Origin of the sequence: Streptomyces sp. NBC_00122, assembly GCF_045160845.1 — a bacterium.
In the GTDB taxonomy this organism is placed as follows: Bacteria; Actinomycetota; Actinomycetes; order Streptomycetales; family Streptomycetaceae; genus Streptomyces.
This window is the reverse complement of record NZ_CP108191.1, coordinates 2,262,647-2,274,891: the sequence shown is the minus strand read 5'-3', so window position 1 is coordinate 2,274,891 and position 12,245 is coordinate 2,262,647. Positions and strand designations below refer to the sequence as shown.

Sequence of the window (12,245 nt, the reverse complement as noted above, 5' to 3'; positions counted from 1 at the left end):
TCCGGTGGGAACCGCTCATCGGGACCCCTCCTTGCGCAGCCTACGGATGTTCACCAGCATCACCGGGACCACCAGCACCAGCAGGAGGACGGCGATCGCGCTGCCCAGGCCCGGATCGGCGTCCGTGCCGAAGGAGGTCCGGTACAGCTGGAGCGCGAGCACGTTCGCGTCGTCCTGGACCGCTCCCGGCGCGATCACGAAGACCAGGTCGAAGATCTTCATGACGTTGATGACGAGGGTGACGAGCACGACCACCAGGACGGGCCCCAGCAGCGGGACGGTGATCCGGCGGAACACCTGCCACTCGTTCGCCCCGTCCACGCGCGCCGCCTCCAGCAGCTCCCGCGGTACGGAGGCCAGCCCGGCCCCGATCAGCACCATCGCGAACCCGGCCCACATCCACACGTACGCCCCGATGATCGCCGGGGTGACGAGTGCCGGACCGAGCCATTCGACTCCCCCGTACGCCTCCTGGAAGTTCACCGCGGGCAGGCGCAGCAGCGCGCCGTCGGCCTTCGCGGACAGGGTGAAGGTGCCGTCGGCGCGGGTAGTCGCCGTATCGACCACCTTGCCGTCCTTGACCGCCTCGATCCGCATCCCGGCGAAGGCCTGCTCGGTGGGGTCGACCGCGTTCGTACGGCCGCCCCCGCCGCGGGTGAAGTCCTGCCAGGCGGTCCCGGTGACCTTGCCGGGCTCGGCGGGAGCCGCCTTGGCCGTACGGGTCCCCTCGGGCAGCGCCTCCGGGGCCACACCGACCAGCGGGAGCAGCACCGGGGTGCCCGCCCGTACGGGATCCCGGGTCACGAAGGCGCCTGCGCCGGCGTCCGTCAGCGGGGAGTCCCGGCCCGGGCGGGCCTTGGGGAAGGCCGAGGACTCCGCGAAGGTGTCGTGGACCCCGACCCAGATCGCGTTCGCGACGCCCCGGTCGGGGTCGTGGTCGTAGACGAGACGGAAGATGATGCCCGCCGCCAGCATCGAGATCGCCATCGGCATGAACACCAGCAGCTTGAACGCCGTCCCCCAGCGCACCCGTTCGGTGAGCACCGCGAAGATCAGGCCGAGGGCGGTCGCCGTGGTCGGGGCGAGCACCACCCACAGTGCCGTGTTCTTCAGCGCGGTGCGGATCGTGGGGTCGTGCACGATCTCCCGGTAGTTGTCGCCGCCGACGAAGGCGGACCCGGAGCGGTCGAAGAAGCTGCGGTAGACCGAGTAGCCGATCGGGTGCACGACCAGCGCCCCGAGCAGGACGAGAGCCGGCAGGAGGAACGCCGCCGCGACCAGGCGGCGGCGCCTGGCCTCGGCGTCGCGGGCGGTGTTCCTCACGGTGTTCTTCGCGGCTCCGGTGACCTTGGCCGTCACCGGGATCAGTTCCCGTAGGCCTTGGCCGCGTCCGCCTCCAGTCTGGCCTGGGTGCCCGCCACGTCCGACGGGTTCGCCAGGAAGTCCTGGAGCGCCTTCCACTCACCGGCGCCCGGGGTCCCGCCGAAGGCCGCCGGAGCCTGGTCCGACATGTCGAAGCGGAAGTCGTCGCCCGCCGCGATCAGTGACTTCGCGATGCCCCGCTGGATGTCGTTGGGGTAGGCGGCCGGATCGACCCCCTTGTTCGGGGAGAGGAAACCGCCCTCGCGGGCCTGGATCTCCGCCGCGTCCGGCGACGCCAGGAACGTCAGCAGCGCCTGCGCGCCCTTCGTCGGCTTCAGCGCGACTGCCACGTCACCGCCCGAGACCACCGGCGCCTTGCCGCCGACCGCCGGGAAGGGGAAGACGAGGGCGTCCTTGCCCACCTTCGCGTCGGTCTGCGCGATGTTCACCGCCACGAAGTCGCCCTCGAAGACCATCGCGGCCGCCGGGCGGTCGCCGCCGGTGAAGGTCTGCGTCACCGACTTCGGGAACTCGGTGGCCAGGGCCCCGCTCGGGCCGCCCGCCAGGAAGTCCTTGCGGCCGAACAGCTCGCCCAGCGTGGTCAGCGCCTGCTTGACGCTGTCGTCCGTCCACTTGATCTGGTGCTTGGCCAGCTGGTCGTACTTCTGCGGACCGGCCTGGGACAGGTACACGTTCTCGAACCAGTCCGTGAGCGTCCAGCCGTCCGCGCCGGCCACCGAGACCGCCGGCGTACCGGAGGCGGAGAGCGTGTCGGCCGCGCTGATCAGTTCCTTCCAGGTCTTCGGGGGCTTGACGCCCGCCGCCTCGAAGGCCTTCGCGTTGTACCAGATCAACGACTTGTTGGCGGCCTTGTAGTACACGCCGTACTGGACGCCGTCGACGGCGCCGAGCGCCTTCCAGCCCGGTGAGTAGTTCTTGTCGAGCTGCGCCTGGGCCTCCGGGCCGACCGGCTGCGCCCACTTGTTCTGGACCGCCGAGACCAGCGCCCCGACCTGCGGGAGCAGCGCGACGTCCGGCGGGGCGCCGCCCGCGATCTTCGAGCCGAGGAAGGTGACGATCGGGTCCTGGGCCGGGACGAAGGTGACGGAGGCGCCCGTCCGCTTCTCGAACTCCTTCAGGACCTTGGTGAAGTTCTCCTGCTCCGGGCCCGTCCAGACGGCGGCGACCGAGAGCTTCTCACCCTTCAGCTGCGGTAATTCCACCGTGGGCCCGGCCGTGGTCCCGGCCTGCGGCGGATCCGCCTTCGAGTCCGGGTCGCCCCCGCACGCGGTGAGCGCGAGCGCTCCGGCCGCGGCCAGGGCTGCCCAGCGATACGTCGTACGGCTCGTTCCGTGCTTGCGCATGGCTCTGCCCCCGAGGTTCGATGTGTCCCGGACCACAGGTCTACGCCGAGCCGTGCGCCCCCGCAATACCGCGTCCCGCCATCCGGGCACCCCCTCCGGGGCGCTCGGGGAGCCGTCAGGGGGCCGCCGGGAACAGCACGGGTATCGCCGAGACCAGGTGCGAGGCCCGGTCCAGGGCACTGGCCAGCAGCGCGAGGTCGGTCGGTCCGTTGCCCAGTTCACGCACCGGGCGACGGGCCGGCGGATCACCCATACGATCCCACTCCACCGGGACCACGGTCGGCCGCAGGGTGGCCGTGCGGGGGATCCGGCCGGTGACCCGGCCCGCCTGGAACGGGACCGTCCGGCCGTCGGCGTACCGGAGCAGGCCGCGGCCGGGGCCCGGCTGGTCGGGGGCGTCGAGTTCCACGCGCAGGGTCGTCAGCCGGGCCAGCCCGGTGTCGGCCGTACGGTCCGGGCGGGCGCTGGTGGCCACCAGGTGCACGCCGAGCCTGGCGCCCTCGCGGGCCACCGCCTCCAGGACCCGGACCACCGAACCGGCGGCGGGGCGGCCCGTGGCGCCGAGCCCCGGCGCGACCAGCGCGTCGAAGTCGTCGACCAGTACGACCAGGCGGGGCAGCGGGCTCGGCACCGCGGGATCGGTACGGATGGCCGAGGCGCGCAGCCGGAGCGTGCCCGTGCGCTGGCTGTCCAGGTCGCCGCGCAGCTCACCGGGGGTGGGCTGGCGCGGCGAGACCATCCGGTCGGAGACCTCACGGCGTGCGTGCCACTCGGCGAACGCCATCCCGTCCAGTAGCTCGTCGCGGCGCTTGAGCTCCGCTCCCAGCGCCTGGGCGAACTCCCGCATCCGCAGCGGATCGGAGGCCACCAGATGGGCCGAGACGTGCGGCAGTTCGGTGCAGGGCTGCAGTCCGTCGCCGCGCTCGCCGCCCGCCCCGTCGAGGAGGACCAGCCCCAGCCGGTCGGGCCGGGCGGCCGCCGACAGGGACGCTGCCACGGACCGCAGCAGCTCGGTCCGCCCGCTTCCGGCGGGCCCTTCGACGAGCAGGTGCGGGCCGTCGTGGACCAGCTCGGCGCCGACGACGCCCTGGCGCCCGCTGCCCAGCACGATCTCGGCCAGGCCGCCCACTGCCTGCCCCTGCTCGGTGGCGGCGGCCCAACGGGCCATCAGCGAGGCCGGGGTGGCCCGGGCCAGCCCCAGCTCGTCCAGCAGCCGCGCGGTGGCCGGCAGGGTGGCGGCGGCGGGCCGGTACGGCTCGACCGTCCCGCTGTCGCCGCGGAGCGGCGCCAGCGCCCGGGCGAAGCGCTCGGCCCAGGCCGCGGAAACGGCGTCGGCGGTGGCGGTGTCGCCGCTCGGGACCGGCCGGCCGCCGCTGACCGCGAAGGTCCGTACGGCCGTGGCCACATCGCCGCTGAGCAGGGCGACCGCGCCGCAGTCCCGGAAGGCCGGGGTGCTCGCGCAGGCGGCCTCGTACGTATCGGCGACCGGGGAGGCGGGCGTCGCCGCCGGAGCCTCGGCCAGCGCCAGCACGTGGATCCCGGCGGCCGGGCCGTGCGAGGCGAGCCGCCCGGTGATGTCGCGCAGCGGGCCGGCGCCGGGGTCGCCGTCGAGGACGACGAGCGTGTACGGGCCTTCGTAGGCGTCGGCGGCCTGCCGTACCTGCTCGGCATCGGCGGCGGCCCAGTGCGCGCCGAGCGGACCGTCGTCGAGGCGCCGGGTCAGCTCACCGGTACGGGCGGCGGCCTGGTCGCGGTCGTACGCGAGGAGCAGGCGGCAGTCCTGGCCGTGCGCGGGCCGTACGTGGGGCAGCCAGCCGAGCCAGCCCCAGTCGCGGCGGCGCTCGGCGAGCGGGCGCGCCCGGTCGGTGGAGACGAGCACGATCTCCAGCTGTCCGGGCGCGTGCAGGCCCGCGAGCTGGGCGATCACGCAGCGGGCGACCCCGGCCAGCCTGGCCCGCGGACCGGCGATGCCGAGCGCGCCGGCCGTACGCAGTGGCACCCGGCTCCCGGCGCCGAGGCCCACCTCCAGGACCCTGGGGTGCCCCGGGCGCCGCGACCACAACCGTTCGGTGGGCCCCAGCGCGGCCAGCAGCAGTGCGGCGGGATCGTCGGGGTCGGGCGCGGCCGAGGCGGTCTCCGGCGCGGCCTCGGGCTCGGGGACCTCCTCTCCCCGCACCCACTTCCGGGCCCAGGCCCCGAGCCCCTTGCGGCGGCCTGCCGGCGCGGGGCCGGCGGCGGAGCCCAGATCCGGGCCGGGGGCGCCGTACGGGCCCGGGCCCGGGGCGGGGGCGCCCGCGTGCTCCGTACCGGAGGTGCCGGACGTACCGGACGTACCGGAGGTGCCGGACGCGGGGCGCGCACCCGGCAGGGGGTCGGGGGCGGGGCTCTCGGCGGCCTGAGGTCCGGCGGCGGCGCCCGCGGGGAGGGGCTCCGCGGACGCGGCGCGGCCGGGGAGCGAGAGGTGGCCCTCCAGGTCCGGTACCACCGGCAGGGCGGCGGCGCCGTCCGCACTCGCGGGCGCCAGCCGCAGCGTGGACTCGCCCACCCGCAGCAGCGCGCCCGGCGGCAGGGCCACCGGCTGCGGCCCCACCGGGGAACCGTCGAGGGTGGTGCCGTTCGTCGAGTCCAGGTCGGCCACGGCCACGCGGCCGTCCCGCATCACCGTGACCGCGCAGTGCAGCCGGGAGACGTCCGGGTCGTCCAGCGGGACATCGGCGTCGGCGGAGCGGCCCACCCGGATCTGCCCGCTGTGCAGCAGGTGCACCCCGCCCGCGTCGGGCCCGGCCACCACGTGCAGCTGGGGCGCGCCGAGGCTCTCCTCCGGCAGGACGTCCGGCACCGGGCCGTGCAGCGCCACCACCGCCCCGTCCACCAGCGGCGGTTCGCCCAGCACGCGCCGCTGCAGGTCGAGCCGCTCGGCGCCGGCGTAGAGCACGACCGTGCCCCCGGTGTCCGGCCCGCCGACGGTCGCCGCGAGCCCCGAGGCGACCGCGGCCAGCACGGTGCCTGCGGGTGCGGTGACGAGCACGTCACAGCTCACCGGGGCGGTCGCGGGCTGGTGGCCGCTGCGCGACCCGAGGACGGTCAGCCGGATCTGCATCGCCGTCAGCGGTCCCTTCTGCGCGGTGCGCGGTGCGTGCGCCCGGCAGGGGAATTCCGGGACATGGCCGCCCGATCGCCCCCCACCCGGCACGGACGCGTCGTCCGGTCAGGTCTGCCGGAAGGCGGGGCTCCCGTCCCGTGCCGTTCCGTACGTGTGCATCCTCGCACCTGTCGCCCACAACACGCCCGGCGCCCACCGACAATTGATCTTGATCGGTCGCGGCGGGGCGCGGACCTCACGCTTATCGGACAACGAGCGGGGGAAAATCGCCTCCGGCATACCCCGCAAACATCACCCTTCGTACATATGTGCGGCAACCAACCTTCGGCGCCCGGCGTCTTCCACGGGGACACCCCCTAGAGTGGGCCGGAAAAAACCAGTCAACCCATCGACTACTGCAGACCACAGCAGACGACAGCAGGGGAGCGCGAGACGTGCGGCCAGTCGGCAGCAAATACCTGCTCGAGGAGCCGCTCGGGCGCGGCGCCACGGGCACTGTCTGGCGTGCTCGCCAGCGTGAGACCGCGGGCGCCGAGGCGGCCGTCGCCGGACAGCCCGGCGAGACGGTGGCCATCAAGGTCCTCAAGGAGGAGCTGGCCCAGGACGCGGACATCGTCATGCGCTTCCTGCGCGAGCGCTCCGTCCTGCTGCGCCTGACGCACCCCAACATCGTGCGCACCCGCGACCTCGTCGTCGAGGGCGATCTGCTCGCGCTCGTCATGGACCTGATCGACGGCCCGGACCTGCACAAGTACCTCCGCCAGAACGGCCCCTTCACCCCCGTCGCGGCGAGCCTGCTGACCGCCCAGATCGCGGACGCGCTCGCGGCCAGCCACGCCGACGGCGTGGTCCACCGCGACCTGAAGCCCGCCAACGTGCTCCTCGACGAGCGCGGCGGGCAGATGAAGCCGATGCTCACCGACTTCGGCATCGCCCGCCTCGCGGACTCCCCGGGCCTGACCCGCACGCACGAGTTCGTCGGCACCCCGGCCTACGTCGCCCCCGAGTCCGCGGAGGGCCGCCCGCAGACCTCCGCCGTCGACATCTACGGCGCCGGCATCCTGCTCTACGAGCTCCTCACCGGCCGTCCGCCGTTCGCGGGCGGCACGGCGCTCGAAGTGCTGCACCGCCACCTGAGCGAGGATCCGCAGCGCCCCTCGACGGTCCCCGAGCCGCTGTGGACCGTCATCGAGCGATGCCTGCGCAAGGAGCCGACCGAGCGCCCCAGCGCCGAGAGCCTGGCCCGCGGGCTGCGCGTGGTCGCCTCCGGCATCGGCGTGCACTCCACGGCCGCCGAGGTGGAGGCCGCGCTCGGCGTCGGTGCGCTGCTCGCGCCCGACCCCTCGCCGGCGCCGGTCCCCGAGGCCCCGGGCGCCGCGGACGCCACCCAGGTGCTGCCCAGCGGCGCCGGGGCGATGCCGGCCGGGGCCTACGACCCGAACGCGATGACCAGCGTCATGCCGCCGGTCAGCGCGGCCGACGCCACCTCCGTCATGCCGCCGGTGCAGCGGCCGGACCAGCCGCACCCGTGGGAGTCGCAGATGCGCGCCGCCCGCGACCGCAACGAGCAGACGCAGGTCCACTACCTCGACCCGAGCGAGGACCCGCTGCGGCGCCGCCCCCAGCGGCAGGCGCCTCCGCCGCCGCAGCACCAGCCGCAGCAGCAGTACCAGCAGGGCCCGCCGCAGCAGCAGTACCAGCAGCCGCCGCAGCAGCAGTACGCGCCGCCGCCCCCGCAGCACTACCAGCCGCAGCAGCAGCGCCAGCCTCAGCAGTACCAGCAGCCGCAGCAGCCCCAGTACCGCCAGCCGCAGCCCCAGCAGCCGCCGCAGCAGCAGCCCCCGCAGAGCCCGCCGCCCCGGCAGCAGCCTCCGCAGGCCCCGCGTGAGCCGCGAGAGCCGCGCCGCCGCAGCGCCAACCCGGTGCGGATCCCCGGCCTCGGCTGCCTGAAGGGCTGCCTGGTCATGATCCTGCTGCTGTTCGTCGGCGGCTGGCTGATCTGGGAGCTGACCCCGCTCCAGGAATGGGTCGGCACCGGCAAGGGATGGTGGGACCAGGTGTGGAGCTGGGGCACCGGCATCGTCGACTGGGTCAGCGCCATCGGGGACGCGACGGGCTCCACGGGACCCTCCGCGCCCTGAAACGGAACCCTGTAGCGCTGAGTTCGTGGATTTGTCGACTTCTGGGACGTGATTTCGCCCGCAGAAGTGAAGGTCGCCGCAAATCCGGGCCCCTGCGTGCCTCCAACGCCCACCCGGCCGCGTAGCTTTGGTGCGTACGCCAGCCGCTGAGGGAGCAGTCGTGGCACGGAAGATCGGCAGCCGGTACACCGCGCACCAGATCCTGGGGCGCGGCAGCGCGGGCACGGTGTGGCTGGGCGAGGGGCCTGACGGCCCCGTCGCCGTCAAACTCCTGCGCGAGGACCTCGCGTCCGACCAGGAGCTGGTCGGACGCTTCGTCCAGGAGCGCAGCGCGCTGCTCGGCCTGGAGCATCCGCACGTCGTGTCCGTCCGCGACCTCGTCGTCGACGGCAACGACCTCGCCCTCGTCATGGACCTCGTCCGCGGTACGGACCTGCGCACGCGCCTCGACCGCGAGCGCCGGCTCGCCCCCGAGGCGGCCGTGGCGATCGTCGCGGACGTCGCGGACGCGCTGGCGGCCGCGCACGCGGCCGGGGTCGTCCACCGGGACGTCAAGCCCGAGAACGTCCTGCTGGACATGCAGGGCCCGCTCGGCCCGGGCGGCTCGCACCCGGCGCTGCTGACCGACTTCGGCGTGGCCAAGCTGATCGACACCCCGCGCCGCGCCTCCGCGGGCCGGGCCTCGGCCCCGACCACCCGGATCATCGGCACTCCGGACTATCTGGCGCCGGAGATCGTCGAGGGCCTGCCCCCGCGCGCGGCCGTGGACATATACGCGCTGGCCACCGTCCTGTACGAGCTGCTGGCCGGCTTCACCCCCTTCGGCGGGGGCCACCCGGGCGCGGTGCTGCGCCGGCACGTGACGGAGACCGTCGTCCCGCTGCCGGGGATCCCCGACGAGCTGTGGCAGCTGATCGTGCAGTGCCTGGCCAAGGCGCCCGCGTCGCGGCTGCGCGCCTCGGAGCTCTCCGTGCGCCTCCGGGACCTGCTGCCGCTGCTGGCCGGGATGCCGCCGCTGGACGTGGACGAGCCGGACGACGCGGAGCCGGAGCCCGGCCCCTCGGAGGAGCCTGCCGCCGATCCGGTACGCCGCCGGGGCGTGGTCCCGCTGGTGCCGGGCTCCGCGACGGACTCCAACCGGGACACCCACACCTCGATGCGGGTGCCGGGGCCGGACGAGCTGGCGGGCGGCGCGCTGGGCACCGCGCGGGTGCCCAGGCCGGCCGGCGGCCACCGACCGGGCTCCGCGCGGCACCGGGCCGAGGCCGCCCGCAAGCGGCGCCTCGCCCTGTCGGCCGCGGCCGCCCTGCTGGCCGCGGCGGTCGGGCTCGGGACCTGGCTCGCCGTCTCGGGCGACGACGAGCCGGTCTCCCGGCAGGACACCAAGCAGTCGGGCCCGAAGAAGCCGTAGCGCCCCGGGCGGGCCGGCTGCCCGCCCGCCCGGGCAGCCGGCCCGCCCGGTGACGGGGGCTACGCCCCGACCAGTTCCGGGTGCCAGCGGCGTGCGACGGCCGGGTGGGCGCGAACCCAGCCCTTCAGCTCGTTGCGGCCGTACTCCGCGTGCAGCGGGTTCGACGCGTCGTGCGCGACCCCGGGGGCCGACGCGAGGTAGGCGCCCGGGACGGTTTCGATGACCGCGTCCAGCCGCGGGTTGTAGAAGAACGGCACCGAGTACCGCTCCACCGCCCCCGGCGGGCTGACCACCCGGTGGTCGGTCGCCGTCAGATAGCCCTCGGTCGCGATCTCCAGCAGCTCGCCCAGGTTGACGACGAACGCACCCGGCAGGGGCGGCACGTTCAGGTAGCCCCCGTCCCGGACCACCTGGAGCCCGCCCACCGAGTCCTGGAGGAGGAGGGTCAGGAAGCCGTAGTCCTTGTGCGCCCCCACGCCCTGGTCCGCGCCCGTCGGGGCGGATCCCGGGTAGCGGATCAGCTTGGTGTGCAGGTGGGGGCGGTCCGCGAAGGCCTCGTCGAAGAAGTCCGCCGGGGCGCCGATCGAGACCAGCAGCTCCTGGAGGAGCCGGTGGGCCACCGCGGCAAGGCGGGACTGCCACTCCAGCACCGCCGTACGGAGCTCAGGGAGGGCCTGCGGCCACAGGTTCGGGCCCTCCAGCCACAGGTAGGGCGGGTCGTCCGGCCCCACCACCGGCGCGGGCCGCTCGGCCCCGACGTCCAACTGGTCCCGCCAGTCGGAGGCCCCGCCGGTCAGCTCGTGGCCGATCCGGGTGTAGCCGCGGAAGTGCGGGGATTCCAGATTGCTCACGGCGAGCCGGTCGGCCTCCGGGAGCGCGAAGAAGGCCTTGGTCAGGTCCAGGATGCGGGCGGTCTCGGCGTCCGTGACGCCGTGCCCGGTGAGGTGCAGGAATCCGGTGTCCCTGGCCGCTGCGTGCAGCTGCTTCAGGAAGTCGGCCCGCTGGGCCGGGTCGTCCGCCTGGGAGAGGTCCAGGACGGGGAGGGAGGAGTGCGCGGACGGCATGACGGCTCCGTTTCGGATGTCACGGGGTCCTGTTCCCCTTGAGGTGGCGGGGGTCGCGGGAGGGAGTGGGCCGCCGGCAGGGATGGCGCCGGGGCCGCAGGGCCGCGAACAGGACCAAGTCGGATCGGCGTGGATCAGGCTTGGAGGTGGTCCGGCGGCAGACAGCTGGTCGTCGTGACACGCATGTGGTCCACATGGCGGCGCTTGACGAGAAGAACGGTCATACGGTGAGCGTACGCCTGTACCCACGTTCACCAGTACGGGTGATTTGGCCTGCCCGGACGGCACGCTCCGATGACCGGCTACGCTGGACCCGTGGCAGTCGTCGATGTTTCCGAAGAGCTGAAGTCCCTCTCCTCGACCATGGGGTCGATCGAGGCCGTCCTGGACCTCGACAAGCTGAGGGCAGATATCGCCGTGCTCGAGGAGCAGGCCGCCGCGCCGTCCCTGTGGGACGACCCGGACGCCGCTCAGAAGATCACGAGCAAGCTTTCGCACCTCCAGGCCGAGGTCCGCAAGACCGAGAGTCTGCGCGGCCGCATCGACGACCTCGCGGTCCTCTTCGAGCTGGCCCAGGAGATGGAGGACGCGGACACCCTCGCCGAGGCGGAGACCGAGCTGGTCGCCGTCCGCAAGGCGCTGGACGAGATGGAGGTCCGGACCCTGCTCTCCGGCGAGTACGCCGAGCGCGAGGCCCTGGTCAACATCCGCGCCGAGGCCGGCGGCGTCGACGCCTCCGACTTCGCCGAGCGCCTCCAGCGCATGTACCTGCGCTGGGCCGAGCGCCACGGCTACTCGACCGAGGTCTACGAGACCTCGTACGCGGAGGAGGCCGGCATCAAGTCGACCACCTTCGTCGTCAAGGCCCCGTACGCCTACGGCACCCTCTCCGTCGAGCAGGGCACCCACCGCCTTGTCCGGATCTCGCCCTTCGACAACCAGGGCCGCCGCCAGACGTCCTTCGCGGGCGTCGAGGTGCTGCCGGTCGTCGAGTCCAGCGACCACGTCGAGATCGACGAGGGCGAGCTGCGCATCGACGTGTACCGCGCCTCCGGCCCCGGCGGCCAGGGCGTCAACACGACCGACTCGGCTGTGCGCATCACGCACCTGCCGACCGGCATCGTGGTCTCCTGCCAGAACGAGCGCTCGCAGATCCAGAACAAGGCCAGCGCCATGAACGTCCTCCAGGCCAAGCTGCTGGAGCGGCGCCGCCAGGAGGAGCAGGCCAAGATGGACGCCCTCAAGGACGGCGGCAGCTCCTGGGGCAACCAGATGCGGTCCTACGTCCTGCACCCGTACCAGATGGTCAAGGACCTGCGGACGGAGTTCGAGGTCGGCAACCCGCAGGCGGTGCTCGACGGCGAGATCGACGGCTTCCTGGAGGCCGGTATCCGCTGGCGCAAGCAGCAGGAGCAGACCGCGTAAGCGTCACGACGCATGACGAAGGGCCCGGACACCCCTGGTGTCCGGGCCCTTCGTCATGCTCCGTCAGGCATCCGTCATGATCGGTACGCCTACGCGGTCTGCTGAGCCACCAGTACCAGAGCGGCCACGAGGACCACCATGAGGACGATGAGGGCCACGGGGTTCAGTCCGGAGAAGGGGCCCTCCTGCTGGAGGCGCTCCCGGTTCGCCCGGCACACAGGGCAGCGGCCCTGGCTGACGGGTGCCGCGCAGTTCGCGCACACGAGCCGGTCATATGTCATGCGCTCCTCCTCTCGTCCCCTCGTACAACGCCAGGGGGAACGAGACCGTTCCCTCTACCACTGTGCCAGCTCCGCCGACATTCGGCGCGGCCCG

At 73.9% G+C, this 12,245-nt stretch carries 8 protein-coding genes; 3 read left to right on the top strand and 5 right to left on the bottom strand.

The window, feature by feature from the left end; all coding sequences use genetic code 11:
* Window positions 1-15 precede the first annotated feature (15 nt).
* The 3 genes from OG737_RS10735 to OG737_RS10725 form a co-directional block, all read right to left on the bottom strand.
* Window positions 16-1,323 (bottom strand): carbohydrate ABC transporter permease, encoded by a 1,308-nt coding sequence (locus OG737_RS10735; protein WP_405922410.1) that lies wholly within the window; start codon window positions 1,321-1,323, stop codon window positions 16-18.
* A gap of 41 nt (window positions 1,324-1,364) precedes the next feature.
* A complete protein-coding gene (locus OG737_RS10730; protein ID WP_328925974.1) occupies window positions 1,365-2,726 on the bottom strand; it encodes an ABC transporter substrate-binding protein in 1,362 nt (453 codons plus the stop codon).
* 115 nt (window positions 2,727-2,841) lie between these two features.
* On the bottom strand, window positions 2,842-5,826 hold the full coding sequence (locus OG737_RS10725; protein ID WP_405921463.1) for an FHA domain-containing protein: 2,985 nt from the start codon (window positions 5,824-5,826) through the stop codon (window positions 2,842-2,844).
* 437 nt (window positions 5,827-6,263) lie between these two features.
* Here OG737_RS10725 and OG737_RS10720 point away from each other — a divergent pair, with 437 nt between their 5' ends.
* Together OG737_RS10720 and OG737_RS10715 are read left to right on the top strand one after the other, a co-directional pair.
* Entirely contained in the window at window positions 6,264-7,970 is a 1,707-nt protein-coding gene (locus OG737_RS10720; protein WP_405921462.1) for a serine/threonine-protein kinase, read from the top strand.
* Window positions 7,971-8,130: 160 nt separating this feature from the next.
* Window positions 8,131-9,381 carry a serine/threonine-protein kinase gene (locus OG737_RS10715; RefSeq protein ID WP_328925971.1) on the top strand — a complete coding sequence of 417 codons (1,251 nt, stop codon included), beginning with the start codon at window positions 8,131-8,133 and terminating at the stop codon, window positions 9,379-9,381.
* 59 nt (window positions 9,382-9,440) lie between these two features.
* Here the strand turns inward: OG737_RS10715 and OG737_RS10710 are convergent, their stop codons facing one another.
* Window positions 9,441-10,445 (bottom strand): 2-oxoglutarate and iron-dependent oxygenase domain-containing protein, encoded by a 1,005-nt coding sequence (locus tag OG737_RS10710; RefSeq protein WP_328925970.1) that lies wholly within the window; start codon window positions 10,443-10,445, stop codon window positions 9,441-9,443.
* A 315-nt stretch (window positions 10,446-10,760) separates the two neighbouring features.
* On the opposite strand from OG737_RS10710, the gene prfB reads away from it, so the two are divergent.
* Entirely contained in the window at window positions 10,761-11,870 is a 1,110-nt protein-coding gene (gene prfB / locus OG737_RS10705) for a peptide chain release factor 2 (RefSeq protein WP_328925969.1), read from the top strand.
* An 89-nt stretch (window positions 11,871-11,959) separates the two neighbouring features.
* Here prfB and OG737_RS10700 read toward each other — a convergent pair whose 3' ends face one another.
* Window positions 11,960-12,151 (bottom strand): hypothetical protein, encoded by a 192-nt coding sequence (locus OG737_RS10700; protein WP_030662818.1) that lies wholly within the window; start codon window positions 12,149-12,151, stop codon window positions 11,960-11,962.
* Window positions 12,152-12,245 lie beyond the last annotated feature (94 nt).